Annotated in this window: 27 protein-coding genes; 13 read left to right on the forward strand and 14 right to left on the reverse strand. The window is 70.0% G+C overall.

Annotated elements, in window-relative coordinates:
* Positions 1–30: 30 nt before the first annotated feature.
* The 5 genes from L0984_RS27195 to L0984_RS27215 form a co-directional block, all read right to left on the reverse strand.
* Entirely contained in the window at positions 31–561 is a 531-nt protein-coding gene (locus tag L0984_RS27195) for a F0F1 ATP synthase subunit delta (RefSeq protein WP_234197525.1), read from the reverse strand.
* Positions 562–571: 10 nt separating this feature from the next.
* Positions 572–1,042 carry a F0F1 ATP synthase subunit B gene (locus L0984_RS27200; protein ID WP_017762128.1) on the reverse strand — a complete coding sequence of 157 codons (471 nt, stop codon included), beginning with the start codon at positions 1,040–1,042 and terminating at the stop codon, positions 572–574.
* A gap of 37 nt (positions 1,043–1,079) precedes the next feature.
* Positions 1,080–1,334 (reverse strand): F0F1 ATP synthase subunit C, encoded by a 255-nt coding sequence (atpE, locus tag L0984_RS27205; protein ID WP_038200332.1) that lies wholly within the window; start codon positions 1,332–1,334, stop codon positions 1,080–1,082.
* 81 nt (positions 1,335–1,415) lie between these two features.
* Positions 1,416–2,294: a F0F1 ATP synthase subunit A gene (gene atpB, locus L0984_RS27210; protein ID WP_234197526.1), complete on the reverse strand. Its 879-nt coding sequence runs from the start codon at positions 2,292–2,294 to the stop codon at positions 1,416–1,418.
* Between the two features lie 26 nt (positions 2,295–2,320).
* On the reverse strand, positions 2,321–2,809 hold the full coding sequence (locus L0984_RS27215) for an ATP synthase subunit I (RefSeq protein WP_234197528.1): 489 nt from the start codon (positions 2,807–2,809) through the stop codon (positions 2,321–2,323).
* Between the two features lie 117 nt (positions 2,810–2,926).
* On the opposite strand from L0984_RS27215, the gene L0984_RS27220 reads away from it, so the two are divergent.
* The 5 genes from L0984_RS27220 (at position 2,927) to L0984_RS27240 (ending at position 6,876) form a co-directional block, all read left to right on the forward strand.
* Entirely contained in the window at positions 2,927–3,802 is an 876-nt protein-coding gene (locus L0984_RS27220) for a D-amino acid aminotransferase (protein WP_234197531.1), read from the forward strand.
* Positions 3,799–4,098 (forward strand): YbeD family protein, encoded by a 300-nt coding sequence (locus L0984_RS27225; protein WP_234197532.1) that lies wholly within the window; start codon positions 3,799–3,801, stop codon positions 4,096–4,098. The genes L0984_RS27220 and L0984_RS27225 overlap by 4 nt, the downstream gene beginning before the upstream one ends.
* 35 nt (positions 4,099–4,133) lie before the next feature.
* On the forward strand, positions 4,134–4,817 hold the full coding sequence (gene lipB, locus L0984_RS27230) for a lipoyl(octanoyl) transferase LipB (protein ID WP_370646212.1): 684 nt from the start codon (positions 4,134–4,136) through the stop codon (positions 4,815–4,817).
* 31 nt (positions 4,818–4,848) lie between these two features.
* Complete coding sequence (lipA, locus tag L0984_RS27235) at positions 4,849–5,856, forward strand: lipoyl synthase (protein WP_234197534.1); 1,008 nt, start codon at positions 4,849–4,851, stop codon at positions 5,854–5,856.
* Between the two features lie 78 nt (positions 5,857–5,934).
* Complete coding sequence (locus L0984_RS27240; protein ID WP_114801989.1) at positions 5,935–6,876, forward strand: LysR family transcriptional regulator; 942 nt, start codon at positions 5,935–5,937, stop codon at positions 6,874–6,876.
* A gap of 34 nt (positions 6,877–6,910) precedes the next feature.
* On the opposite strand, the gene L0984_RS27245 is transcribed toward L0984_RS27240, so the two are convergent.
* From L0984_RS27245 to L0984_RS27265, 5 genes are read right to left on the reverse strand one after another with little or no spacing between them, the layout of a single operon-like run.
* Complete coding sequence (locus tag L0984_RS27245; protein ID WP_234197536.1) at positions 6,911–7,930, reverse strand: isopenicillin N synthase family dioxygenase; 1,020 nt, start codon at positions 7,928–7,930, stop codon at positions 6,911–6,913.
* Between the two features lie 45 nt (positions 7,931–7,975).
* Complete coding sequence (locus L0984_RS27250) at positions 7,976–8,839, reverse strand: ABC transporter permease (RefSeq protein ID WP_234197537.1); 864 nt, start codon at positions 8,837–8,839, stop codon at positions 7,976–7,978.
* On the reverse strand, positions 8,839–9,636 hold the full coding sequence (locus tag L0984_RS27255) for an ABC transporter ATP-binding protein (RefSeq protein WP_234197539.1): 798 nt from the start codon (positions 9,634–9,636) through the stop codon (positions 8,839–8,841). Before L0984_RS27255 ends, L0984_RS27250 begins: the two co-directional genes overlap by 1 nt.
* A complete protein-coding gene (locus tag L0984_RS27260; RefSeq protein ID WP_234197541.1) occupies positions 9,633–10,694 on the reverse strand; it encodes an adenosine deaminase in 1,062 nt (353 codons plus the stop codon). Before L0984_RS27260 ends, L0984_RS27255 begins: the two co-directional genes overlap by 4 nt.
* Position 10,695: 1 nt before the next feature.
* On the reverse strand, positions 10,696–11,817 hold the full coding sequence (locus tag L0984_RS27265; protein ID WP_234197542.1) for an ABC transporter substrate-binding protein: 1,122 nt from the start codon (positions 11,815–11,817) through the stop codon (positions 10,696–10,698).
* A 181-nt stretch (positions 11,818–11,998) separates the two neighbouring features.
* On the opposite strand from L0984_RS27265, the gene L0984_RS27270 reads away from it, so the two are divergent.
* Positions 11,999–12,955 (forward strand): AEC family transporter, encoded by a 957-nt coding sequence (locus L0984_RS27270; RefSeq protein ID WP_234197543.1) that lies wholly within the window; start codon positions 11,999–12,001, stop codon positions 12,953–12,955.
* A gap of 33 nt (positions 12,956–12,988) precedes the next feature.
* Here the strand turns inward: L0984_RS27270 and L0984_RS27275 are convergent, their stop codons facing one another.
* From L0984_RS27275 to L0984_RS27285, 3 genes are read right to left on the reverse strand one after another with little or no spacing between them, the layout of a single operon-like run.
* Positions 12,989–13,870 (reverse strand): aldose epimerase family protein, encoded by an 882-nt coding sequence (locus tag L0984_RS27275; RefSeq protein ID WP_234197544.1) that lies wholly within the window; start codon positions 13,868–13,870, stop codon positions 12,989–12,991.
* 14 nt (positions 13,871–13,884) lie between these two features.
* Complete coding sequence (locus L0984_RS27280; protein WP_234197545.1) at positions 13,885–14,856, reverse strand: tripartite tricarboxylate transporter substrate binding protein; 972 nt, start codon at positions 14,854–14,856, stop codon at positions 13,885–13,887.
* A 32-nt stretch (positions 14,857–14,888) separates the two neighbouring features.
* The gene (locus L0984_RS27285; protein ID WP_234197546.1) at positions 14,889–16,403 is read right to left on the reverse strand and encodes a sulfatase; all 1,515 of its coding nucleotides are present in this window, start codon (positions 16,401–16,403) and stop codon (positions 14,889–14,891) included.
* A gap of 74 nt (positions 16,404–16,477) precedes the next feature.
* Here L0984_RS27285 and L0984_RS27290 point away from each other — a divergent pair, with 74 nt between their 5' ends.
* Complete coding sequence (locus L0984_RS27290; RefSeq protein WP_234197547.1) at positions 16,478–17,488, forward strand: LysR family transcriptional regulator; 1,011 nt, start codon at positions 16,478–16,480, stop codon at positions 17,486–17,488.
* On the opposite strand, the gene L0984_RS27295 is transcribed toward L0984_RS27290, so the two are convergent.
* The gene (locus L0984_RS27295; RefSeq protein WP_234197548.1) at positions 17,478–19,574 is read right to left on the reverse strand and encodes a family 43 glycosylhydrolase; all 2,097 of its coding nucleotides are present in this window, start codon (positions 19,572–19,574) and stop codon (positions 17,478–17,480) included. The two genes, L0984_RS27290 and L0984_RS27295, sit on opposite strands and share 11 nt — an antisense overlap.
* Positions 19,575–19,807: 233 nt before the next feature.
* On the opposite strand from L0984_RS27295, the gene L0984_RS27300 reads away from it, so the two are divergent.
* The 6 genes from L0984_RS27300 (at position 19,808) to L0984_RS27325 (ending at position 24,379) form a co-directional block, all read left to right on the forward strand.
* Entirely contained in the window at positions 19,808–20,956 is a 1,149-nt protein-coding gene (locus L0984_RS27300) for a porin (protein WP_234197549.1), read from the forward strand.
* A gap of 13 nt (positions 20,957–20,969) precedes the next feature.
* Positions 20,970–21,512 carry a hypothetical protein gene (locus L0984_RS27305; protein WP_234197550.1) on the forward strand — a complete coding sequence of 181 codons (543 nt, stop codon included), beginning with the start codon at positions 20,970–20,972 and terminating at the stop codon, positions 21,510–21,512.
* Entirely contained in the window at positions 21,512–21,748 is a 237-nt protein-coding gene (locus L0984_RS27310) for a hypothetical protein (protein WP_234197551.1), read from the forward strand. The genes L0984_RS27305 and L0984_RS27310 overlap by 1 nt, the downstream gene beginning before the upstream one ends.
* Positions 21,736–23,289, forward strand: coding sequence for an ATP-binding protein (locus tag L0984_RS27315; RefSeq protein WP_234197552.1), 1,554 nt, complete (start codon positions 21,736–21,738; stop codon positions 23,287–23,289). The genes L0984_RS27310 and L0984_RS27315 overlap by 13 nt, the downstream gene beginning before the upstream one ends.
* A complete protein-coding gene (locus tag L0984_RS27320; protein WP_234197553.1) occupies positions 23,286–23,984 on the forward strand; it encodes a response regulator in 699 nt (232 codons plus the stop codon). Before L0984_RS27315 ends, L0984_RS27320 begins: the two co-directional genes overlap by 4 nt.
* Positions 23,985–24,130: 146 nt before the next feature.
* Positions 24,131–24,379 carry a hypothetical protein gene (locus L0984_RS27325; RefSeq protein ID WP_234197554.1) on the forward strand — a complete coding sequence of 83 codons (249 nt, stop codon included), beginning with the start codon at positions 24,131–24,133 and terminating at the stop codon, positions 24,377–24,379.
* Positions 24,380–24,384: the final 5 nt, after the last annotated feature.

A 24,384-nucleotide genomic window follows, 5' to 3' on the forward strand; every position in this document is an offset into this window, starting at 1 on the left:
CGGGTGTAAGGACGCGCGCCACCAGCCGGGTCAGGCGGTGAGCGCCGCCTTCATTTGTTCGAGACGGGCCTTGACCGAGGTGTCGAGCACTTCGTCGCCGACCACGGCGCGGATGCCGCCGATGAGCGACGGGTCCAGCTCCACGCGGGTGGTCAGCTTGCGGCCGAAGCGGCGCTCCAGTGCGGCCTGGACTTCGCCCAGGGCCGGGCCTTCGATCGGGAAGGCGCTGAAGAGCACGGCATCGGCAGCGCCGCTGGCGGCGTTCTGCAGGGCGCGGAACTGCGTCGCCACTTCCGGCAGCGCAGCCAGGCGGCCGTTGTCGATCACGGCGTGCAGGAAGTTCTGGCCCTGCTGCGGCAGGCCGCCCGGCACCATCCCGGCGATCAGGTCGAACACCTGCTGCGAGGACACCTTGGGGCTGGCTGCGAATTGCTGCAGCGGCGCGCTGCCGGCCACCTGGGCCAGCGGCTCCAGCCATTCGGCCGTGGCCTGCACGTTGCCGGCAGATGCCTTGTACAGCGCCTCGGCGTAAGGACGGGCAATGGTGGCGAGTTCGGCCATCGATTCGTCCTTACAGCTCGGTCTTCAGGCGATTGAGCAGGTCGGCATGCACGTTGGCATCGACTTCCTTGCGCAGGATCTGCTCGGCGCCCTTGACGGCCAGCGTGGCGACCTGCTCGCGCAGGACTTCACGGGCACGCACGGACTGCTGCTCGGCCTCGTCGCGCGCGGCGGCCACGATCTTGTTGGCCTCCTCGGTGGCGCGGGCCTTGGCCTCTTCGATGATCTGCTGGGCGCGGCGCTCGGCATCGGCCAGGCGATTGCTGGTCTCGGTGCGCGAAGCCTGCAGCTCCTGCTCGACGCGTTGGTTGGCGGAAGCGAGTTCGGCCTTGGCCTTCTCGGCGGCCGCCAGGCCCGCAGCGATCTTTTGAGCCCGTTCATCCAGCGCCTTTGCGATCGGCGGCCACACGAACTTCATCGTGAACAGCACGAGCAGCAAAAAGACGACGGCCTGAACGAACAGGGTTGCGTTGATGCTCACGACAACACCTTTCTACAGACGGTGTGGACGAAAAGGATCAGGCGCCGGCGACGACGAAGGGGTTGGCGAAGGCGAACAGCAGGGCGATGGCCACGCCGATCAGGAAGGCGGCGTCGATCAGGCCGGCCAGAATGAACATCTTCGTCTGCAGGTCGTTCATGAGTTCAGGCTGACGAGCCGAGGACTCGAGGAACTTGCCACCCATGAGGGCGATGCCGATGGACGCGCCGATAGCGCCGAGACCGACGATCAGACCACAAGCCAGAGCGACGAGACCGAGAACGTTTGCCATGATGACTCCTTAGATGAAAGGCAAGAGAGGGGAAAAACGAAACGAGAGGAAAACCGGGAGCGTGAGGGCCGAGGCGGCCCCTCAGTGGGATTCGTGCGCCTGGCCCAGGTAGATGAGCGTCAGCATCATGAAGATGAAGGCCTGCAGCGTGATCACCAGGATGTGGAAGATCGCCCAGATGGTGCCGGCAATGATGTGCCCGATGGGCAGCAGCACACCCGACAGCGAGGCCGCCATGGCGCCACCCATCAGGGCGATCAGCATGAAGACCAGTTCGCCCGCATACATGTTGCCGAACAGCCGCATGCCATGCGAGATGGTCTTGGCCAGGTATTCGATGATCTGCATCAGCAGGTTGATCGGCCACAGCAGGGGGTGGGCACCGAAGGGGGCCGAGATCAGCTCATGGCCCCAGCCGCCCAGACCCTTGATCTTGACGCTGTAGATCAGGCACAGCAGCAGCACCGAGGTCGACAGGCCCAGCGTGGTGGACAGGTCGGCGGTGGGCACCACACGCATGTAGGCATGGTGCGGGTCGTGACCCATGGCGGCGTAAGCCTTGGACCAGATCGCCGGCAGCAGGTCGACCGGCAGCATGTCCATGGCGTTGAGCAGGAAGATCCACACGAACACGGTCAGCGCCAGCGGGGCGATGAACTTGCGGCTCTTGGCGTTGTGGATGTTGGCCTTGGCCTGGTTGTCGACCATCTCGACCAGCATCTCGACCGCGGCCTGGAAGCGGCCCGGGACGCCGGCCGTGGCCTTGCGCGCGGCGAGCCACAGCACGAAGCAGCCCAGCGCGCCGATTGCCAGCGCATAGAGCACGGAGTCGAGGTTGATGACACCGAAGTCCACGATGGCCTTCTGGACCACGGGCTTGAGGCTCCAGTCCACCTGCCAGTGCTGCAGGTGGTGGACGATGTACTCACTCGCGGTCGGGGCGTGTCCTTCGGCGGCCATCTTTCAGGGTCTTTTCTCTAAAACAGTCAAATACGGTTCGATTTGCGGGGCCGCATGACCAGCGCGAGCCAGTACATCTTGAGCGCGACCACCGCACCAGCCAGCAGAGCCAGCCAGTGAATTCCCTCGATCAGCCACGGCGCCGCAGCCAGCAGAGCCACGGTCAGCGCGATCTTGATCAGTTCCCACACCATAAAACCCAGCATGGCCGCCGACTGCGACACGCCACCACGCATGCGACCCATGGCACGGGCGAACAGCGCGGCGGGCACAGCGACCGCCATGGCTCCGTAGAACGCGGACACCGCCGCCACCGGCCGTTGCGTCCAGCCCCAGGCCACCGCTGCCACGATCAACCCCGAGGCGATCTGGGCCCCGACCACCCACCAGGGGGAGAGTTCGGGATGGCGCTCGCGAAGCCGCTGGGCCTCTTCGGCAGTCAGCAGGGTGAAGCTGTCTTCGTCAGCTTCCGCGGGCTCGGTGTCGACCGTGCGGATCGGGGCCTTGGTTGTCATTCGAATGGCAGCCGTCGGTCCAAACGGTCAAGTGGAGAAATCTACAAAGCCACTCATTATAGGTAGCAAAAACACGTAGAGGCCAGCCCAGAGTGGTGCGCCTTCGATAATCGACCCATGCCTGCTGCCACGCCCCTGCCCGAATCCCTGTGCCATCTCGATGGCGAATACCTGCCGCTGCGCGACGCCAAGGTGAGCGTCCTGGACCGCGGCTTCATCTTCGGCGACGGCATCTACGAGGTCGTGCCCGTGTACGAGGGCCGCCTGTTCTGCTTCGACGAGCACATGGCCCGCCTGGAGCGCTCGCTCGACGAGCTGCGCATTCCCAACCCGCACGACCGCGGCGGCTGGCGCACCATCGCGGAGCGGCTGATCGAGGCCTCGGAGCGCTCGCCCTCCCAGTCGCTCTACATCCAGATCACCCGCGGCGTCGCCATCCGCGACCATGCGATGCCTGCCGGCCTCATTCCCACGGTCTTCGTGATGCTCAACCCGCTCAAGCCGGTGGCCGACAAGGCCCGCGCCGAGGGCGTGGCCTGCGTCACGGCCGAGGAATTCCGCTGGCAGAAGGCCCACATCAAGAGCACCAGCCTGCTGGGCGCCGTGCTGGCCCGCCAGATCAGCGTCGAAGCCGGCGCGGCCGAGACGCTGATGTTCCGCGGCGAACTGCTGAGCGAGGCCTCGTCCAGCAACGTCTGGGTGATCAGGGACGGCGCCGTCGCCGGCCCCGTGCCCGACCACCGCGTGCTGCGCGGCATCCGCTACGGCCTGCTGCAGCGGCTGTGCGAATCGCGCGGCATTCCCTTCGCGCTGCGCGACATCACCCGCGGCGAAGTCTTCGCCGCCGACGAACTGCTGATCTCCTCGGCCACGAAGGAGATCGTGCCCGTCACCCGCCTCGACGGCCGCCCGATTGGAAAGGGCGTGCCCGGCCCCATCTACCAAGCCTTGTATGCGGCCTACCAGGACGCCAAACAGGAGCCCCAGCCATGACCGACACCCCCGACACCCCCGGCTCGACCGACCCGCGCAAGGATTCGCTGATCGAATACCCCTCGCGCTTCCCCATCAAGGTGATGGGCGCGAAGGTGGACGGCTTCGTCGGCGCCGTGACGCACATCGCCAAGCAGTTCGACCCCGACTTCGACGCCGGCACCATCGAGCTGCGCGACAGCCGCGCCGGCAACTACCTGGGCGTGACCATCACCATCACCGCCACCAGCCGCGAGCAGCTGGACGAGCTGTACCGCACGCTGTCCTCGCACCCGATGGTCAAGGTCGTGCTGTGAGCGCCACCGGCGGCGAGGCCCAGGCCGCGGAAGCCGTGCGCCCTGCCCCACCCCAGCCCGAGTGGCTGGGCCGGGTCGACTACGCCCCCACCTTCGCCGCCATGCAGCGCTTCACCGCCGAGCGCACGCCAGAGACGGCCGACCGCCTCTGGCTGTGCGAGCACGACCCGGTCTTCACCCAGGGCCTGGCCGGCCGGCAGGACCACCTGCTGCTGCCGGGCGACATTCCTGTCATCCAGACCGACCGCGGCGGCCAGGTCACCTACCACGGCCCGGGCCAGGTGGTGGCCTATCCGCTGCTCGACCTCCGGCGCGCCGGCTACTTCATCAAGGAGTACGTCTACCGCATCGAGGAATCGGTGATCGCCACGCTGGCCCACTTCGGCGTGACGGGCCACCGCGTGCCCACGGCGCCGGGCATCTACGTGCGGCTGGACGATCCCTTCTCGCACGCGGCGCTGACCGGCCCCATGCCCGGTGGCGACCCCTTCCGCGGCCTGGGCAAGATCGCCGCGCTGGGCCTGAAGGTCAGCCGGCACTGCACGTACCACGGCGTGGCACTGAACGTGGCCATGGACCTGGAACCCTATTCGCGCATCAACCCTTGCGGCTACGCAGGGCTGCGCACGGTCGACCTTTCTACAATCGGCGTCCCCGTGGCCTGGGACGATGCCGCCCAGGTACTGAGCCGGAAGCTGCAGGCCTACCTCCTGCCCTGACACCGCCCGGCCCCTCCCAGAAAGCCTCCCAATGAGCTCCTCCGAAGTCGTCCGCGACGCCCAGAGCGCCGACACCTACAACCCGCTGGCCAAGCAGAAGGCCGCCGCCAAGCTCTCGCGCATTCCCGTCAAGGTCGAGCAGACGGGCGAGGTGCTCAAGAAGCCCGAGTGGATCCGCGTCAAGGCCGGCAGCCCGACCACGCGCTTCTACGAGATCAAGCAGATCCTGCGCGAATCCAACCTGCACACGGTCTGCGAAGAGGCCTCCTGCCCCAACATCGGCGAATGCTTCGGCAAGGGCACGGCCACCTTCATGATCATGGGCGACAAGTGCACCCGCCGCTGCCCCTTCTGCGACGTGGGCCACGGCCGTCCCGATCCGCTGGACAAGGACGAGCCGCTCAACCTGGCCAAGACCATCGCCAAGCTGCGCCTGAAGTACGTGGTGATCACCAGCGTGGACCGCGACGACCTGCGCGACGGCGGCAGCGGCCATTTCGTGGAATGCATCCAGAAGACGCGCGAGCTCTCGCCCACGACGCAGATCGAGATCCTCGTGCCCGACTTCCGCGGCCGCGACGACCGCGCGCTGGAGATCCTCAAGGCCGCACCGCCGGATGTGATGAACCACAACCTGGAGACCATCCCGCGCCTGTACAAGGAAGCGCGGCCGGGCTCCGACTACCAGTTCAGCCTGAACCTGCTCAAGAAGTTCAAGGCGCTGCACCCCAACGTGCCGACCAAGAGCGGCATCATGGTCGGGCTGGGCGAGACCGACGAAGAGATCCTGCAGACCATGCGCGACATGCGCGCGCACGACATCGACATGCTGACCATCGGCCAGTACCTCGCGCCCAGCAACAGCCACCTGCCCGTGCGTCGCTACGTGCACCCGGACACCTTCAGGATGTTCGAGGAAGAGGCCTACAAGATGGGCTTCAGCCATGCCGCCGTGGGCGCCATGGTGCGCAGCAGCTACCACGCCGACCAGCAGGCCGGCCATGTGCTGGCGGGCGCCGAAGCCGCGCCTGCGGCCTGATCCGCCTGCGTCGCTTCTTCGCATGAGCCCGGCTGCCGCGGCCGCGCGCACGGCCCTGCCGGCAACCGAAGCGCGCGCATGATCTCCACCACCGCGCTGCGCTACTTCGTCGAGGCGGTGCGCTGCGGTTCCATCCGCGCCGCCTCCGAGATCCTCTTCGTCGCGCCCTCGGCCATCAGTCGCCAGATCGGCCTGCTCGAAGAGACGCTCGGCGCGCCCTTGCTGGAGCGCAGCCGGGGCCGTTCCACGCTCAAGCTCACGGCCGCGGGCGAGCTGCTGATGCGCTATGCCAAGAGCGTGGACAGCGAATCGCGGCGCCTGCGCTCCGAGATCGAAGCCATCCAGGGCCTGCGCCGAGGCCACGTCAACCTCGGCATTCCGGAATCGCTGATCCGCGACTTCATGCCCGGCTTCATGGCCCGCTTCACGCGGCGCTTTCCGGGCTTCACCTTCAATGTGCAGGTCTACAACAGCCCGCAGCTGATCGAGATGCTGGTAGACGACCGGCTGGACCTGTGCCTGACCTTCGGCAACGTCACCCACCAGGACGCGACCATCGCCTACCAGCGCCTGCTGCCGCTGTACGTGTACGTGAGCGCCGACCACCCGCTGCACGGACGGGAGACGCTGCGCCTGTCGGACTGCGCCGAACACGGCCTGGCCCTGCCCGACGCCACCATGTGGACCAAGCAGCAGTACGACGAGATGCTGGCCAAGGCCAAGATCCGGCCCAGGCTCGTGCTGGAGACCAATTCCTACGAACTGCTGCGCAACGTGTCGGCCGAGGGCATGGCGCTGTCCATCCTCACGCCGCCGCTGCAGGACACGCAGCACCTGGCCGGCCGCGGCCGCTATGTGCTGCTGAAAGACCCGCGGGCCAAGCCGCAGCGCTTTTCGCTGTGCGTGCACCGGGGCCGCAACCTGCCGCTGCCGGTGACCACCTTCATCAACGAGTTGACGGCCGAGCTGGAGCAGCTGGAACCCGAATCCGCCGCGGCCGCCGTGCGGCCCGGTCGCTGACCCGGGCCGGGCGCCGGCACGCGGCGCCGCGCCCTCAGCCGGCCGCTTCCTCGGCCGCCAGCTCCGCTGGGGTCTTGTACTTCTGCACCGAGGCGAAGCGGCTCACGAGGTACTCGCCCGACTTGATGGGCGCATGCCGCGGCGCCTCGCCCGGCTCCACGAAGCCGGGCAGGCAGGCCACGGGCGTGTCGTAGTCGAGGTTGAAGAAGGTCGGGATCGAATAGCGTTCGCGGCCGGTGCGGTTGGCCACGCGGTGCAGGTTGGACACATAGCGGTCGTTGGTCCACACCTTCACCAGGTCGCCCAGGTTCACCACCAGCGTGCCCTCAATGTAAGGCGCGGCCACCCATTCGCCGGCCTTGGTGCGCAGTTCCAGGCCGCCGATCGGGTCCTGCACCAGCAGGGTCAGCATGCCGTAGTCCGTGTGCGCGGCGGCGCCCAGTTCCAGCTGCGTCGGCGATTCCTGCGGCGGATAGTGGAAGAGCCGCGCCTGCACCATGGGCTTGCGGGCGTATTGCAGGAAGAACTCCTCCGGCTGGCCCAGGGCCAGTGCAAACACGCGCAGCAGGCGCTTGCCCAGCGCGATGGTGTGGTCGAAGTAGGCCATCGCGGCCTCTTCCAGCCAGGGCTTGTCGGCCGGCCAGCGGTTGGGGCCATGCAGCGGGCGCCCGGCCTGCACGTCGGCATCGGTGAGCGGCAGGTCCAGGCCCAGTTCGTAGCTTTCCTTCAGGTCGGGCTTGTGGCCCGGATGCTGCGTCACGCCGATGGGCATGAAGCCGCGGCGGAAGCGCTCGTCGATCTTGTCCCTGAGCCGCTCCTCCATGGGCAGCGACATGTAGCGGCGCGTGGCGTCGAACACCGCGTCGATGACGGATTGCGGCACGCCATGGTTCTTCACGTAGAAGAAGCCGGTGTGCGCGCAGGCCTCGCGGAACTGCGCCACCAGCGGCGCGATGGGGCCGCCGGCGATCCATTCGCCCAGGTCGAGGACGGGCATTTCCTGCGCCGAGGCACGGCGGGGCGCGACCACTGCGTGGTCGTTCGATTCGGTCATGGAGGGCTCCTTGGGTTTGGGGACAGCGCGCGACGTGAATGCCGTCTAGCTGCCGCGCGAGAGATCGGTGAAGGCGTCGGCCCAGAAGATCACGCGCCGCGCGATCCAGCGCACGGCGGCATGCAGCACGATGCCGATGAGCGAGAGCACGATGAGGATGGCGAACATGCCCGCCGCATCCATCGAGAAGTTGCGCTGCAGGATCAGGTAGCCCAACCCCGCCTGCGCCCCGACGAACTCGCCCACGATGGCGCCGATGACCGACAGCACGATGCCGATGTCCAGCCCCGCGAACACGTAGGGCAGCGCATGCGGCAGCCGCACCATGCGGAACACGTGCCAGCCCGAGGCGGTGAAGGCGCGCATCAGGTCGATCTGCTCGCGCGGCGCCGAGCGCAGGCCGACGATGGTGTTGGCCAGCACCGGGAAGAACACGATGGTGGCGGTGATGATCACCTTGGACGTGGTGCCGAAGCCGAACCACAGCACGAACAGCGGCGCCACCGCCACCTTCGGCACGGTCTGGAAGGCCACCACGTAGGGATAGAGCACCGCCTCCAGCAGTGCGCTCTGGCCGATCAGCGCGCCGAGCACGAAGCCCGCCAGCGCCCCGGCCGCGAAGCCGGCCAGGATCTCGTAGAGCGTGACCCACAGGTGCGTCGGGATGTCGCCCGAGGCGATGCCGTTGTAGAGCGCCTGCACCACGGCCAGCGGCCCCGGGAAGATCAGGTGCGACACGTCGAGTGCCGTCACCGCCAGTTGCCAGGCGGCCACCACCGCCACGAACACGGCGACGATGAGCACGCGCCGGCGCATCGGCGTCAGACCGGCCGGGCGCGCGGGTGCCGGTTCGGCGGCCTCGGCCACGGCGGCGACGGGCGGCACGGAAGAGGTCAGGGTGTCGGCCATCAGTCCAGCCCTCCGCTGGCATGCAGGTTCGCGCGGATGCCCGACACGTAGGTGCCGAAGCGCTCGGTGTTGATCAGGTCCAGGGTGCGCGGCGAGGGCAGGTCCACCTCCACCACCTGCGTCACGCGGCCGGGGCGTGGCGACATGACGATCACCCGGTCGCCCAGGAAGACCGCCTCGGGGATGCTGTGCGTCACCAGCATGATGGTGGCGCCGGTGCGCTCGCGCAGCTTGAGCAGTTCGGTGTTCATGGTCTCGCGCGTCATGGCGTCGAGCGCACCGAAGGGCTCGTCCATGAGCAGCAGCAGCGGGTCGTTGACCAACGCCCGGGCGATGCCCACGCGCTGCTGCATGCCGCCCGACAGCTCGCTGGGGTACTTGGTCTCGAAGCCGGACAGGCCCACCAGCTGCAGGTAGTACCGGGCCCGTTCGCGCGCGGCGGCGCGGTCGCGGCCCTGGATCTCGGCCGGCACCAGCACGTTGTCGAGGATGTTGCGCCAGGGCAGCAGCACCGGCGACTGGAACACCACGCCCACGTCGCGGCTGGGGCCCGCATGCGGACGGCCACCCAGCTCCACCTGGCCGCGGCTGGCGCGCTCCAGGCCGGCCAGGATGCGCAGCAGCGTGCTCTTGCCGCAGCCGCTGGGGCCGACCACGGTGACGAACTCGCCGCGCCGCACGCTGAAATGCACGTCGTGCAGCGCGACCACGTCGCCGCCGTCCTTGGAGCGGAAGGTCTTGTGCAGGCCGCCGAAGCGGAAGGCCGGCGGCGCCTCGGGCGCCAGGGTCGCGCTCATGCCGAGGCCTCGGGAAGAAGGGAGGTCGCGGCGGCCGTGACGTCGGTATCGGCCAGCGCCACCCAGGCGTCGATGGCGGCCAGCGCCTGGGCGCGCTGCGCCTCGGGCATGAAGGCGGCCTCGAAGCTCTGGCGGGCCAGTTGCGCCAGCTCCGCCTGCGTCAGGCCCAGCGCCTGCTGGCAGGCGAGGTAGTTGTCGTTGACGTAGCCGCCGAAGTAGGACGGGTCGTCGGAATTGACCGTGACGCACAGGCCGGCGTCCATCAGCTTCTTGAGCGGATGCGCCGCCATGTCCGTCACCACCTGCAGCTTGAGGTTGGACAGCGGGCACACCGTGAGCGGAATGCGGCGGCGCGCCAGTTCCTGCACCAGCGCCGGGTCCTCCAGGGAGGCATTGCCGTGGTCCAGCCGGTCCACGTGCAGCAGCTCGACCGCCTCGCGCACATAGGCGGCCGGGCCCTCCTCGCCGGCATGGGCCGTCACCTTGAAGCCCAGTTCGCGGCAGCGGGCGAAGAAGCGCTCGAACTTCGAGGGCGGATGGCCCAGCTCCGCACCGCCCAGGCCGAAACCCAGGATGCGGCCGTACCAGGGCTCGGCCTCGGCCAGCAGCGCCATCGCTTCCTCTTCGCTGCGGTGGCGCTGGGCAACCAGGATCAGGCCGCTGGTGATGCCGTCCTCGGCCTCGGCCGCTTCCATGGCCGAGAGCACGCCCTGCATCACCACCGCCAGCGGCACGCCGCGCGTGGTGTGGCCCTGCGGCCCCAGGAACATCTCGGCATGCCGCACGCCATCGGCATGGGCGCGGCGCAGGTAGTCGCGCGTCACCTCGTGGAAGTCGGCCACCTGCAGCAGCACGCGGCAGCCGTCGTAGTACAGGTCCAGGAAGTCCTGCAGCCGGGTGAAGCGGTAGGCGTCGCGCAGCTCGGCCTCGGTCTGCCAGCGGATGGCCACGCCGTTGCGGCGGGCCAGGGCCAGCATCAGCGCCGGCTCGATGGAGCCTTCGATGTGCATGTGCAGCTCGGCCTTGGGCAGGCCGGCGATGAACTGTTCAGGCGTCATGTCAGCCAGCCTTGCAGGCCTTGGCGGCGTCGATCACGGCCTGGTGGTCGAAGCGGTTGATCGCCTCCACGAAGCCGGGCTTGAGGTAGAGCATCGACTCGACCGGCACCGTGCGCTTGATCAGTCCCTCGCCCTGCATGAAGTCCTGCATGCGGCCGTAGGCGGCCGGGTCCATGGCGCCGATCAGCTTGCCGCCGTTCATGGTGTGGGCGGCCTTCATGGTGTCCAGCTGCGTATTGAGCAGGGCCAGGTCCCACTTGGCGAGCGTGGCCTCGTCGGCGCCCGTGGGCTTGGTGGAGGGGAAGTTCTTCCAGTGGATGCGGCGGGCGCAGTCCGGGTTGGTCCAGGCGAAGAGCGTGGCCTTGGCGGCGCCACGCGAGATGGCTTCCACCATCGCCGGGTCGGCGTCGATGGTCTTCTGCATGGTGGCGAAGGTGAAGTCGGGCAGGGCACGCCAGGCCGGCGCGTACAGCACCCGCAATGGCGTGCCGGCGTTCTGGAAGCCGGTGAGCGCCGAACCCCAGAACATCAGGGCCTGCACCCGGTCGCTCTTGAGCGCTTCGAGCGCGGGCGCACCGGCGCCGGTGGCGATGATCTGCACGTCCTTGTCGGGGTCGATGCCGTTGGAGCGCAGGTAGCCCTTGAGCAGGGGCACGCCGCCGGTGCCCAGGCTGAAGATGCCGATCTTCTTGCCCTTGAGGTCGGTCACGCTCTTGATGGGGCCGTCCTGCGTCACGCCGATGCCCCAGTCGATGACGCCGGTGCCCATGAGGCCGCGCACGGCGACGTTGTTGTCGGTGTTGGCCTGGATCAGGCCGGTGGAGTTGACCTGCGCGAACTCCACGCCGCCGGCCACCATCTGCTGGATGCCCTGCAGCGAGCCGCCCACCGTGACCACCTTGACGTCGTAGCCCTCCTCCTTCCAGTAGCCCAGCGCGATGGGCAGCGTGAGCCAGGGATAGGTGACGTTGACCACCTGCGTGCCCAGGGCGATGGTGACGGGCTTGAGCGGCTTGGCCGGTGCCTGCGCATGGGCAGGCGCCAGCGCCGCGAGGGCGGCCGCGAGGCCCAGGGCCAGGCGGGCAAAACCAATGCGCAGAGCGGTTGTCGTGGGGGAGAGCATGCGGGGTCCTCTGTCTTGATGCAGGAAAAGATAGCACCCGCGAAGTTCACCTTGGCATCAGATTTCAGCAATTCATGTACTGATTTTTTGCACATTGAAGGCACCCTCTCGCGGGGCTTTCGGGTGGCGGCCCGCGCGCACCCGGGGCCCTCGCTACAGTGCCGGGCTCGCCGGACCCGCCATGCTTGCCATCCTCTCCATCACCGTCCCCATCTACCTCGCCATCGCCGCCGGCTGGCTGGTCACCCGCGGCGGCCTGTTCGCGCGGGGCGACATGCGCGTGCTGGGCCTCTTCGTCATCCGGCTGGCGCTGCCGGCCCTGCTGTTCAGCGCGCTGGTGCAGCGGCCTGCGGGCGATGTGCTCAACCTGCGCTACATGCTGCTGTACGCACTGGGCTCTCTGCTCACGCTCTTCGTGGGCCGCTGGTGGGCCGCCCGGCAGGCGCCGGCCGGCAGCCCGGTGCCGGCGCTCATGGCCATGGGCATGAGCTGCCCCAACAGCGGCTTCGTGGGCTACCCCATCCTGTCGATGGTGATCGCGCAGACGGCGGGCCTGGTGCTGGGCCTGAACATGATCGTGGAGAACCTGCTGCTGGTGCCGCTGGCCATGGCGCTGGCCGATGCCGCCGACGGGCGCGGCGACTGGCGCCTGACGCTGCGGCGGGCCGCGCACAGCCTGGCGCGCAATCCCATGATCTGGGCCATGGCCGCGGGTGTGGCCGTGGCGCTGACGGGGCTGCGCCTGCCGGCGCCGCTGCTGCGCACCATCGGCCTGTTCGCGCAGGCCAGCACGGCGCTGTCGCTGTTCGTGATCGGCGGTTCGCTGGTGGGCCTGGGCCTCGCGGGCATGCGCCGCCAGGTGCTGCGCATCGCGGCCGGCAAGCTGCTGCTGCATCCGGCCCTGATGCTGGCCGTGCTGCTGGCGGCCGAGGCGCTGGGCATGCCGCCCATGGAGCCGGCGCTGCGCCTGGCGCTGGTGCTGTCGGCGGCCGCGCCCATGCTGAGCATCTATCCGATCCTGGCGCAGCCGCATGGCCAGGATTCGCTGGCGGCCGCCTCGCTGCTGGCCACCACGGCCCTGTCCTTCTTCACCATCAGCGCCCTGCTGGCGGTGCTGCCGCACCTGCTCGGCGTCTGAGCGGCTGCGGCAGGCGCCGCCTGGAGCCGACGCTCAGCCCGCCGGCGGCAACGCCTCGCAGCCGCAGCGCCAGGTCAGCGTACGCACCTCGCCGGGAAGCAGCGTGGTGCCCGACTCGCCCAGCCTGCCAGGCAGGGCGGTGACGGGTTCTGCACACACGTAGTCGCCCGAGGCGGGCCGGTGCATCACCAGGGCCACGGCCCCTTCGCCGCGCGCCACGATCGTGCGCGCCCCGGTGACGGGAATGCGCATCTGTCCATCCCACGCCGAGAACACGGCCGTTTCGTCCGGCTGCACGCCGAACACGGGTGCGCCGGTGTCCAGCTCTGCACGGCCATGGGCATCCAGTGCATGCCGGGCGCCGGCAGAAATGTGCAGGGGCGCCGACGCTCCGTCCGCCGGCCAGGGATGGTAGGGATGCCACCCCAGGCCCGCCGGCATGGGCCGGTCGCCGTCGTTGCGCAGGCGCAGCGTCACCTGCAGGCCCTGGTCGTCCAGCAGGATGTCCTGCTGCGCCGTCCAGGGCCAGGGCCAGCTCTCCTCGCCGGCCTCGTGCACCTGCCGAAGCCGCGCATGGCGGCCCGACGCCTCGTCCACCTGCCAGGGCCGCCGATGGGCGACGCCATGCAGCGCGAAGCCCGCCGGGCCCGGCTGCGGACGATGTCGCGCCCCCTCGAACAGGAAGCCGTCGGACGGCAGCCGGTTGGCAAAAGGCAGCATCGGGAAGGCGCCTGCCTTCGGCCACTGGTGCTCGTCGAACGCGTTGCCGCTCCATTCCACCAGCAGCGGCAGCGCGCCCGGGCCATCGCCCCAGGTCAGCGACGCGACGCGCCCCCCGGCGGCCGGAACGATCACGGCCGTGTACGGACCGCAGCGCAGAGCCAGCGAATCGCCGCGGAACAATCGCCGGCTCATGGCTGCGTGGATGTTCAGTCCAGCCGCGCGCCGGACAGCTGCACCGCCTCGGCCCAGCGCGCCATCTGGTCGGTGACGAAGGCGGCGAACTCCTTCTGCGAGGTGCGCCGCACCTCGAAGCCGAGTGCGCCCAGCTGCTCCTTCACCTCGGGCATGTCCAGCACCGCGTTGATCTCGTCGTGCAGGCGGGCCACCAGCTCGGGCGGCGTCTTCGCCGGCACGTGGATGCCGTTCCAGCCGGCGGTACCGGCGTCGGCCAGCTTCATCTCGACCAGCGTCGGCACCTGCGGCAGGAAGCTCGAACGGCTCGCCGTGGTCACGGCCAGCGCGCGCAGCTTGCCGGCCTTGATGTGCGGCGCCGCCTCCGGGAAGCCGGACATCATCGCGGGCACCTGGGCGCCCAGCAGGTCGTTCAGGGCCACGGCACCGCCCTTGTAGGGGATGTGGTTGATGCTGAGGCCGGCCTTCTTCTTCAGCAGCTCCAGCGCCAGGTGCTGGGCCGAGCCGTTGCCGGGCGTGGCCACGGCCAGGGGCTTGGCCGGGTCCTGCGCCAGCTTGATGAAGTCCTGCATGGTCTGCGCCGGCGTGGACGGATGCACCACCAGCACGGTCGGCGTGTTGGCGATCTGCGCCACCGGCGCGAAGTCCTTCACCGTGTCGAAGGGCAGCGTGCGGTACAGGCTGGGGTTGACCGAGAAGGGCCCCGAGGACAGCAGCAGCGTGTAGCCGTCCGGCGCGGCCTTGGCCACGTCGGCCGTGCCGATGTTGCCCGAGGCGCCCGCCTTGTTGTCCACGATGACCGGCTGCTTGAGCCGGTCGCCGAGGTGGCGCGCCACCAGGCGTGCCGCGGCATCGGACGAGCCGCCCGCGGGCCAGGGCACCACCAGGCGGATCGGCTTCTCGGGCCAGGCGGCGTGCGCCTGGAGGCTGGACGCGCCCAGCGCCAGCAGGGCCGTCAGGGCGGCAAGGAATCGTCGGGTCTTCATGGCTTGTCTCCGTCGTGGGGTCGTGTTGTCGTTCAGGCGTGCAGGCCCAGCCGCTCGAAATACTCGGCGGGCGCATCGTTCTGCTTCATCAGGCGCACGATCTCGCCGCAGAGGCGGTCATGGATGTGCGCGTCGGTGATCGGGTGCTCCTGGCCCGGATCGGTGGCCAGGTCGAACATCACCGTCACCGTGTCGTTCTGCGCGGCCGGCCCGTGCAGCCGGTAGTTGGGCGACTTGGGCGTGGCCGGTACGCGCAGCACCGGCGCGCCCTTGGTGAAGGGCAATGGCGGCGCCAGCTGCGCCTCGGCCAGTTCCTCCACCGCGAACATCTCCTTCATGTGCATCGGCATCAGCGTGTACTGGTTCAGGCCGGCGCGGTGCATCTCGGGCGGATAGAGGAAGAGGGTGTGGCGCCCGTCGGTGACGTTGACCGCGCTGCCGAACACGCCGTAGATCGCGGCCGTGCGCACCGTGCATTCGCGCGCCAGCAGCGGCATCAGCGAGACGCCGGTCACCTCCGGCGGCGGCGCCATGCCGTGCATCTCCAGCAGGGTCGGCATGAGGTCGACCGTCTGCGTGAGCCCCTGCCGGCGCGTGCCGGCCTGGCCGCGGAAGTCCGGGTGGTGGACGAACAGCGGGATGTGCGCCACCTCGTCGTAGCAGGGCATCACGTTCTTCGACCACCAGGAGTGCTCGCCCAGCAGGAAGCCGTGGTCGGTGGTCACGACCAGGGCCGTGTCCTCCCACATGTGGTGGGCGTCCATGTAGTCGAGCAGGCGGCCGAGCTCGTGGTCGCACAGCGCCACGATGGCCGCGTAGTTGGCGCGCAGCTCGTCGCATTCCTCGATGGTCTCGCTCACGCGCTTGTAGGGCGGGAAGTCGAAGATCGGCCCCTTGTAGGCGGTGGGATAGTCCTTGCGGAATTCTTCCGGCGCGTGGAAGGGCTCGTGCGGGTCGAAGGTTTCCAGGTGCAGCAGCCAGTCGGCCGCCTCGCGGTTGCCGTCGAGGAACTCGAAGCCGGCGTCGAAGCAGCGCACCGACGGGAAGTCGCCGTACGCGCGGATCGACTCGCGGTTGATCATGTGCGCCGAATGCTTGTGACGCCGCTCCTGCGTGAACTGCTTGGGGTGATACATCTCGCGGAAGCGCTCCCAGGGCGGCTGCACCATGGCCTTCCACGGGTCGCGCTCCTGGCCGCGGATGAACTCGTAGGTGTCGTAGCGGTTGTGGTACGTGGCGCCCCCATCGCCCCAGTAGTGGTAGTGGTCCGACACCAGGTGCGAGTACACGCCCTGCTTGTGCATCAGCGCCGCGAAGGAGTTGTCGAAGGGCTCCAGCGGGCCCCAGCCCCGGTGCAGGAAGTTCAGCCGGCCGGTGTGCATGTCGCGCCGCGCCGGCATGCAGGGCAGGCTGCCCACGTAGTGGTTGTCGAAGGTGACGCAGCGCTCGGCCAGGCGGCGGAAGTTGGGCGTCTTGATGGCGGTGCCGCCGTAGCACTCCAGGCTGCGGCGGTTGAGCGAATCGAAGAGGAGAAAGATGGTCTTCATGGCGGTTGCACGCCATACTAGGTGCGCATCGCGCATGCATCCAATCGAATCTGCGTGGCCATTTATTGATTCCTGTGATCCATCCCAACCCCCGGCACCTGCGTGCCTTCGCGGCCCTGGCCGACACCGGCTCCTTCAGCCTGGCCGCCGAGGCGGTGCACCTGGGCCAGCCGGCGCTGAGCCAGGCCATCGCCAAGCTCGAATCCACGGTGGGCGTGCGCCTGATCGAGCGCACCACGCGGGCGGTGCGGCTCACGCCGGCGGGCGAGGAGTTCCTGGTCGAGGCCCGCCGCGTGCTGGAGGCCTACGAGCGCCTGATGCTGCGCGGCAGCGAATGGGCGCACCTGCGGCGCGGCCGCATCGAGCTGCTGACGGTGCCCTCGATGGCGCACCGGCTGCTGCCGGCGCTGGTGCGCGAGTTCACGGCCCAGCACCCGGGCGTGAGCATCGACTTCCATGACCATGCCGACCCGGTGCTGCGCCAGCGCCTGGACCGTGGCGAGGGCGACCTGGCCATCCTGAGCCAGCGCGGACCGGTGGCCACGCCGGCGCTGCTGCCCTTTCTGCGCGACCGCTTCCGCGTGGTGCTGCCGCGCCAGCATCCGCTGGCCGCACAGGCGGTGATCGAGGCCTCGCAGCTCGCGGGCGAGCGCCTGATCCTGCTGCGGCGCGGCGCCCTGTTCCGCTCGTACATGGACGCGGTGATCAGCGGCCTGGCACTGACGCAGGAGCCGATGGAGGTGGAACAGTCCGCCACGCTCACCGGCCTGGTCGAGGCGGGGCTGGGCGTGTCGCTGCTGCCCTCGCTGTCCTGCCCAAGCCCAGCCTTGCGCTCGGTGGTGAGCCGGCCACTCGCGCGGCCCGAGGTGTCGCGCATCATCGCCTTCGCGCTGCCGCCCGACCGCGAGCCCATGCCGCCGGTGCAGGCCTTCGTGGCCAGCACCTTCGACTACCTGGCGGCCAACGTCGACAAGCTGCCCGAAGGCTGCGAGCTGCTGCGCGCCAGCACGCAGCGCATCCGCAAGTTCCTGGCCGCGCGGCCGGCCGTGCCCAGCGTGCGCGCGGCCCGCCGGCTCAAGGCGTGACGTCGAGCGTGACCGGCACCGAGGTCGCGCTGCCCGCCTGGTTGAAGACGGTCACGGTGTAGGTGCCGGCATCGGCCGTGCTCACCGGCGGCAGGCGCATCGCCGCCGTGGTCGATTCGTTGTAGCCGTTGGGCGAGACGATCACCTGGCCGTTGCGCTGCCACTGGTAGCCCAGGCCCACGCCCTCGGCCTGCACCACGAAGCCCACCGCGGTGCCCGCCGACACACGGATCGACTGCGGCTGCGCCGTGATGCGCGGCGCGGGCGCGGCCGTGGCCGAGGTCGACACCAGCATCTCCGCCTGCGCCAGCACCGTCGGCTGACCCGCCTTGATGGCGCTGTACTGGCCGTTGACGAGCGCACCGCGGCTGCCCACCGCCACGCCGTAGCCGCCGTTGGTGGCGCTGCTGCTCAGCGTCAGCGTCACGCGGCCGCCGCCCTTGAAGGGCTCCGGCAGGTTGAGCGGCACCTTCTCCGGCGCCCAGGCCACTGTGCGCGGGTCGATCTGCCAGCTGTGGCTGCGGCCATCGGGCAACTGCAGCCGCGCCACCAGCGGTGCGTTCACGTTGGGTTCCTGGATGGTGGCCGAGGCGGCGGCCGAGGCCGACTTGTCGGGCGTGCGCTGGAACACCGATGGCAGCACCGCCGCCAGCGTCTCGCCCGCCGGGACGTCCCACGACTGCGACACCGACTTGCCGCTGTCGATGCCCAGGTTGGCCTGCCAGGCCCGTGCCGGTGTGCTGGGCACCGCCTTGGCGAGCGCGAAGCGCTGCGTCGGCGCCGTGCCGAGCGGCTGGATGCGGCCATCCGCATCGAACTGCAGCGGCACGGTGTACCAGCCCGACAGCGCCAGGTTGTTGTCGCCCGGCTGGTTCACGCCCGCACCCGGCGCCCCGGTGGGGCTGGAACGGTAATGCGTGCCCGGCAGGAGGATGTTCATGCCGCCGCGCACGTCGGGCAGCACGAAGGGCGCCTTCATCTGCGCATAGCCCGAGTCCGAGGACAGCAGCACCGGCTGCAGCGGCGCGGTGGCGGAATCGTCCGCGGGGCTCAGCCAGGGGCCGTGTGGATCGCGGGCGCGCAGGTAGTACAGCCGGGAGGCCAGGCAGTTGCCGCAGCTGTTGGTGCCCGTGAGATACCACCAGCCGTTGCGGTAGGCCAGGCCGATGCCGCCGCCGATGACATTGCCGGCCACGGTGATGTCGGTGTGGTCCAGCGTGCCCGTCTTCTCGTCGTTGAGCAGCATGGTGTTGAGCACGCCATGCGAGGTCGCCATGTACGACTTGCCGTCCGGCCCGGTGGCCAGGGCGAAGTCGACCGGTCCGGCATCGCCCGAGGCGATGGTGGGCTCGAAGGGCGTGCCCCAGGGGCCGTAGGGCGTGGACGACTGCGCCACGTAGCGCTTGCCCGTGCGGCCCGACTGCGTGAGGCCGGCCTGCCCGTTGAGGAACCACATGTTGTAGAGCCGCGTCTTGGGCGAATACACCACGCGGGGCTTCTTCACGTAGTAGTGCTCGCCGGTCAGCGGATCCTGGATGTACTGGTGGCCGCCCACGAGCTTCCAGTTCATCAGGTCGGTGGACGTGTAGACCGTCAGGCCGCAATAGCGATACGTGGAATTGGGCTGCGTGGGAATCAGCGGGCCGGTGTTGACGCCCGGCGCATAGTTGAAGGCGCCGCAGCTGAACGACGGGCCGTACAGGTAGTACTGGCCGTCGAAGTACTGCAGGTCGATCTCGTCGACGGCCTGGATGGCATTGCCGTCGACGTCGACGCCGATCGCGATGGGCCCGTACGACACCGTCTGCGCCGGCGAGGTCGGCAACCCGTTGTCGCCGGCCAGCGGATCGTCGGCGATGAAGTTGGTGAGCACGGCCTCGGTGACCAGGGCCGGCGCCGCGGGCGCAGGCGACGGGGCGGAGGTCGCAGGCGGGCTGGGCGCCGGGGCCACCGGTGCGGGCGCGAAGCCCACCGTCGAGCCGCCCCCACCGCCGCAACTGGCCAGCAGGAGCAGGCCTGCCAGCGAGGGGATTCGCGCCATGCGCCACGCCGGGGGCGTGCGCAGGCCTGTCATGTCTGCCTTCATCGGGTTGTCTCCACGTGCTGATGCATTGCGCATGAACGAGCGCAGCGGCGCGAAGCGTACGGAGGCCCGGGCGGGCTGTGAATTCGATTCTTGCGTGGCACTTATCAGTCGCGTCGATAGGCCGGCCAAGATTCCTCCGACTTTGCCCACGACCATTCGCTCGCGCCGGCCTGCTGCCGGCGCCCATGGTTCCGGCCGACGGCCGGCCGTGGCTCGAAAGGAACGGAGCAAGAATGAAGAACACCCTCGTCGCCCTGGCCTGCGGCGCGCTCGCCGGGGCCGCATCGGCGCAATCGTCTGTCACCCTCTTCGGCACCATCGACACGGGCGTGACCTACCAGTCGGCCACGGCCACCGATGCCACCACCGGCCTCACCACGCGCCAGAGCCGCACCAGCCTGGGCAACTCGGGCTACGGCAACAGCAGCCTGGGCCTGAGGGGCGTCGAGGACCTGGGCGGCGGCCTGGCCGCCAGCTTCTGGCTGGAGGCGCCGCTGTCCACCGACGATGGCGCCGGCAGCCTGTCGTTCACGCGCCGCTCGACGGTGAGCCTGTCGGGCCGCTTCGGTGAGATCCGCCTCGGCCGCGACCGCACCGCCAACTCGCTGAACGACACGATCTTCGACCCCTTCGGCGGCAACGGCTCGGGCGCGAACATCATCGGCGCGGTGAGCTCGGCCGACACCGGCCTGGCAACCAACTACCTGCGCGCCAGCAACATGGTGAGCTACTTCCTGCCGGCCACGCTGGGCGGCTTCTACGGCAACGTGCAGTACGCGGCGCACGAGAACGTGGACACCAGCACCAGCCTCACCGGCACCAGCGACGCGGGCCGCTACACCGGCGCGCGCTTCGGCTATGCCAACGGCCCGCTCGACATCGCCCTGGCCACCGGACAGACCACCGTGACCGACAGCGGCAGCCTCACCCGCACCGTGCGCCGCAGCAACCTGGGCGCCACCTACGACTTCGGGCCGGTCAAGCTCTTCGGCGAGCTCTCCAACGTGCGCGACCGCTCCGACACGCTGCAGACCTCGCTCAGCAACAACTACGACGGCTACCTGATCGGCGCCAGCATGCCGGTGGGCGCGGGCCTGATCCGCGCCTCCTACGGCCAGGTGCGCTACGACGAAGGCGCGCTCGCGCCGCTCTACGGCGAGGCACCGCGCTCGCGCAAGCTGGCGCTGGGCTACGTGCACAACCTGTCCAAGCGCACGGCGCTCTACGCCACCGTGGCCCGCATCAGCAACCGCAACGACAGCGCCTACACCGGCAGCCTGTCGGCGGCGGCCACCACCGGCTATGGCTCGGTGGGCGTGGGCTACAGCGGGCTGCCCAAGTCGTCCACGGGGTACGACTTCGGTATCCGCCACAACTTCTGACCGGGAGGCCGCCGTGAGAGCTGGAGCCCGCACCGACGCCACCGCCTGGCGCACCGCGCCCGCGAGCCTCCCTGCCAACGTGCAGGCGGCCGACACGACGGCCGACCTGCGCGCCGTGCTGGCCGCCATGGCGGCCGGGCCGCGCCTGGCGCCGGGCGTGTCCGTCGACTGGCAGTTGCCCGCCCATGCCCTGTGGGTCGCCATGGCGCCGGGCGGCCTGGCGCAGGCACTGGGCCGCCTGCTGGCGCTGGCCGCCGAACTGCTGGCGCCCGCTGGCGGCGTGCTGCGTGTGCACGCACGCGCCGAAGGCACCACCGCCGCCGTCTCGGTGGTGGACGAGCCGGCAGACCGGCAACCGCCCACGCTGGCCCGGCGCGTGCACGGCTTCTCGCAGGCCGTGCATCCGGAGCGCGACGCCGCACTGCGGCCGCTGGCCGAATGCGCCCAGGCCATCGATGCCCACCGCGGCCGCCTCTATGCCGCCCCTTCGGCCTGGGGCGCGATGGGGGCCACGCTCCGACTGCCCCTCGTGCCATCCATGAAGGAGCACGCCTGATGTCCCCCTCGAAGCAAACCGGCCGCGGCTACCGCGCCCTTGGCCCGGTCACCGCCCTCGTCGGCGTGTTCAGCGGCGCATGGCTCAGCTGGAGCCCGTGCACCGCCGCCCCGCACCCGAGCCACCAGGATTTGTTTACCCTCGGCCCCATCGTCCAGCACGCCCCCCCGCCCGGCGAGCTGCCCTGGCCCTTCCGGCCGCCGGCGCGGCCGGCGGCAGCCCAATGCCCCGCCTGACGCTCACGCGCAAACTCTTCCTGGCCCTGGCCACCCTGCTGCTCACGCTGCTGGTGGCCTTTGCCGTTTCATCGATGCTCTCGCTGCGCAGCGGCCTGGGGCCGTACGTGGCCGAGATCGAGATCCGCCGGCTGAGCTGGCTGGCCGAGCGGCTGCAGCAGCACTACGTGGCCAATGGCAACTGGTCGCGCCTGCGCGGCAACGAGGAGGCGTGGAACCGGCTCCAGCGCGGCGAGGTGGACCCGGCCTCGCTGGCGCCACGCGAACGCCCGCCCAGCTTCTGGGACCGGTCCTCGCGCGGTGGCGGCTGGACCCTGCCCTTCGGCGAGGACCGCGAGCCGCCCTCGCCCCTGGAGCCGGGCGGGCGCACCGCGCCGCCCTGGTTCTTTCCCTTTCCCCGCGGCGAGGGTGGCCCGCCCGACCTGATCTTCAAGCGGCTGGCGGTGGTCGACACGGCCGGCAAGCTGGTGGTGGGCGCCAAGGTGGACCCGGCCACGGCGGCGCACCTGCCCATCCGCAGCGGCACGGTCATCATCGGCCAGCTGCTGCTGGCGCCCATGCAGGGCCTGGAGCACGAAGCCGACCGCGCCTTCCTGGCACGGCATTCGGGCTTCATCGCGCTGGCCGGCGCGGTGGGCCTCGTGGCCGCGCTCCTGATCGCAGGCCTGGTCGGCCGGCGCTGGCTGGCGCCCATCGACGACCTCACCCACGCGGCCCGGGCCGTGGCCCGCGGCCGGCTGGGCACGCGCGTGCGTGTGCAGGGGCAGGACGAACTGGCCCTGCTCGGCCGCACCTTCAACACCATGGCCGACCGCCTGGACAAGGCCGAAGCCGGCCGGCGCGCCTGGCTGGCCGACGTGGCGCACGAGCTGCGCACCCCCCTGGCGGCCATGCGGGCCGAGATCGAGGCCATCCAGGACGGCGTGCGCAGCTTCGACGACCGCACGGCCCTGCGCCTGCATCGGCAGGTGATGCGCCTGACCCAACTGGTGGACGACCTGCGGCACAGCATGGACAGCCATGGCACCACGCTGCGCGAACACGCGCCCACCTACCCGCTCACGCTGCTGCAGGAGGCGCTGGCCGCCACGCGCGACCGCTTTGCGCAGGCCGGCATCGCGGTCGAGGCCGACAGCGTGGGCCGCCTGGCAGAGGAGCGGGCGCCCCGCGTGCTGGGCGAGGCCCGCAAGCTCAGCCAGGTGTGGATCAACCTGCTGGAGAACACGCTGCTCTACACCGACGCGGGCGGCCGCCTGGCCATCGAGGCGCGCATCGACCGGGTGGACGGCGGCCCGGCCCTGGTCGTGCAGCTGGACGACAGCGCCCCCGGGGTGACCGAGGACGAGTTGCCGCGCCTGTTCGATCGCCTGTTCCGCGCCGAGACCTCGCGCAACCGCGCGCTGGGCGGCTCGGGCCTGGGCCTGGCCATCTGCCGCGCCATCGTCGACGCCCACGGCGGCGACATCGAGGCCGGGGCATCGCCGCTCGGCGGCCTGCGCATCACCCTCTTCCTTCCCATCTCCGATACCGAACCCTCATGACCCGCATCCTCATCGTCGAAGACGAAGCCGACATCGCCGACGTGCTGCGCGACTACCTGCGCCGCGAGGGCCACCAGACCGACCATGTGGCCGACGGCCGCGAGGCGCTGCGCCACATGCTGGAGACCCCGCCCGACCTCACGCTGCTGGACGTGATGCTGCCGGGCCTGGACGGCCTGTCCGTGCTGCAGCAGGCGCGGGTGCACACGCAGCACCCGGTGATCATGCTCACGGCCCGCACAGAAGAGGTCGACCGCCTGCTGGGCCTGGCCCACGGTGCCGACGACTACGTGTGCAAGCCCTTCTCCCCGCGCGAGGTGGTGGCGCGCGTGGCCGCGGTGCTGCGCCGCACGCGCGCACCGCAGGAGGTGGCCGCCGCCGCGCATGGCATGGAGCTGGACGAGAGCTGCTGGCATGCCTCCCTGGGCGGGCAGCCGCTCAACCTCACGCGGCGCGAGTTCTCGCTGCTGCGCGTGCTGGCCCGGCAGCCGGGGCGCATCTTCTCGCGCGCACGGCTGCTGGAGTTGGCCTATGAAGACGATGTCGACGTCACCGAGCGCGCCATCGACAGCCATGTGAAGAACCTGCGGCGCAAGCTGTCGCAGGCGGCGCCCGAGCACGAGTGGATCCGTTCGGTCTACGGCGTGGGCTTCTCCTTCGAGCCGCCTCCAGCGCCGGCCGCACCCCGCGGCTGAGCGGCCGCGCGTCCCGTGCCCGCGAGTGTGGCGGGCGCGCGTCGGTCTGCGGCGGAATGTGCACTTTGCCACCCCGCTGCGCAATGCCTCCCAGGTCGGCGCCAACACTGATGTCTTCCTCGACACACCCAGAAGGGACGCAAGACATGGCTTCATTCCGACCACTCGCCGCCGCAGGGGCCGCCCTGCTCGTCGCCGGACTTTCCGGCTGCATCATGCTGCCGCCACCCCCGCCACCGCAGGCCCATGCCCAGTGCACGATGCGCCCCGCCGGCGGCCCGCCGATGCCGCGCCCCGACGCGGAGGCAGGCTGCGGCGCGCCACGCCCGGGACCGGGCATGGGCATGGGCTTCGGTGAAGGCGCCATGCCGCGCGGTGGCATGCCCATGCCCTGAGCGGC

Source organism: Pseudacidovorax sp. NFM-22 (genome assembly GCF_021401245.1).
Taxonomy (GTDB): domain Bacteria; phylum Pseudomonadota; class Gammaproteobacteria; order Burkholderiales; family Burkholderiaceae_C; genus Xenophilus.

Excerpts from the sequence above, each read along its gene's own strand:
- L0984_RS27195 (WP_234197525.1), bottom strand. The coding sequence starts at position 561 with ATGGCCGAACTCGCCACCATTGCCCGTCCTTACGCCGAGGCGCTGTAC.
- atpE (WP_038200332.1), bottom strand. The coding sequence starts at position 1,334 with ATGGCAAACGTTCTCGGTCTCGTCGCTCTGGCTTGTGGTCTGATCGTC.
- atpB (WP_234197526.1), bottom strand. The coding sequence starts at position 2,294 with ATGGCCGCCGAAGGACACGCCCCGACCGCGAGTGAGTACATCGTCCAC.
- L0984_RS27215 (WP_234197528.1), bottom strand. The coding sequence starts at position 2,809 with ATGACAACCAAGGCCCCGATCCGCACGGTCGACACCGAGCCCGCGGAA.
- L0984_RS27220 (WP_234197531.1), top strand. The coding sequence starts at position 2,927 with ATGCCTGCTGCCACGCCCCTGCCCGAATCCCTGTGCCATCTCGATGGC.
- L0984_RS27225 (WP_234197532.1), top strand. The coding sequence starts at position 3,799 with ATGACCGACACCCCCGACACCCCCGGCTCGACCGACCCGCGCAAGGAT.
- lipA (WP_234197534.1), top strand. The coding sequence starts at position 4,849 with ATGAGCTCCTCCGAAGTCGTCCGCGACGCCCAGAGCGCCGACACCTAC.
- L0984_RS27240 (WP_114801989.1), top strand. The coding sequence starts at position 5,935 with ATGATCTCCACCACCGCGCTGCGCTACTTCGTCGAGGCGGTGCGCTGC.
- L0984_RS27245 (WP_234197536.1), bottom strand. The coding sequence starts at position 7,930 with ATGACCGAATCGAACGACCACGCAGTGGTCGCGCCCCGCCGTGCCTCG.
- L0984_RS27250 (WP_234197537.1), bottom strand. The coding sequence starts at position 8,839 with ATGGCCGACACCCTGACCTCTTCCGTGCCGCCCGTCGCCGCCGTGGCC.
- L0984_RS27255 (WP_234197539.1), bottom strand. The coding sequence starts at position 9,636 with ATGAGCGCGACCCTGGCGCCCGAGGCGCCGCCGGCCTTCCGCTTCGGC.
- L0984_RS27260 (WP_234197541.1), bottom strand. The coding sequence starts at position 10,694 with ATGACGCCTGAACAGTTCATCGCCGGCCTGCCCAAGGCCGAGCTGCAC.
- L0984_RS27265 (WP_234197542.1), bottom strand. The coding sequence starts at position 11,817 with ATGCTCTCCCCCACGACAACCGCTCTGCGCATTGGTTTTGCCCGCCTG.
- L0984_RS27270 (WP_234197543.1), top strand. The coding sequence starts at position 11,999 with ATGCTTGCCATCCTCTCCATCACCGTCCCCATCTACCTCGCCATCGCC.
- L0984_RS27275 (WP_234197544.1), bottom strand. The coding sequence starts at position 13,870 with ATGAGCCGGCGATTGTTCCGCGGCGATTCGCTGGCTCTGCGCTGCGGT.
- L0984_RS27280 (WP_234197545.1), bottom strand. The coding sequence starts at position 14,856 with ATGAAGACCCGACGATTCCTTGCCGCCCTGACGGCCCTGCTGGCGCTG.
- L0984_RS27285 (WP_234197546.1), bottom strand. The coding sequence starts at position 16,403 with ATGAAGACCATCTTTCTCCTCTTCGATTCGCTCAACCGCCGCAGCCTG.
- L0984_RS27295 (WP_234197548.1), bottom strand. The coding sequence starts at position 19,574 with ATGAAGGCAGACATGACAGGCCTGCGCACGCCCCCGGCGTGGCGCATG.
- L0984_RS27300 (WP_234197549.1), top strand. The coding sequence starts at position 19,808 with ATGAAGAACACCCTCGTCGCCCTGGCCTGCGGCGCGCTCGCCGGGGCC.
- L0984_RS27310 (WP_234197551.1), top strand. The coding sequence starts at position 21,512 with ATGTCCCCCTCGAAGCAAACCGGCCGCGGCTACCGCGCCCTTGGCCCG.
- L0984_RS27315 (WP_234197552.1), top strand. The coding sequence starts at position 21,736 with ATGCCCCGCCTGACGCTCACGCGCAAACTCTTCCTGGCCCTGGCCACC.
- L0984_RS27320 (WP_234197553.1), top strand. The coding sequence starts at position 23,286 with ATGACCCGCATCCTCATCGTCGAAGACGAAGCCGACATCGCCGACGTG.
- L0984_RS27325 (WP_234197554.1), top strand. The coding sequence starts at position 24,131 with ATGGCTTCATTCCGACCACTCGCCGCCGCAGGGGCCGCCCTGCTCGTC.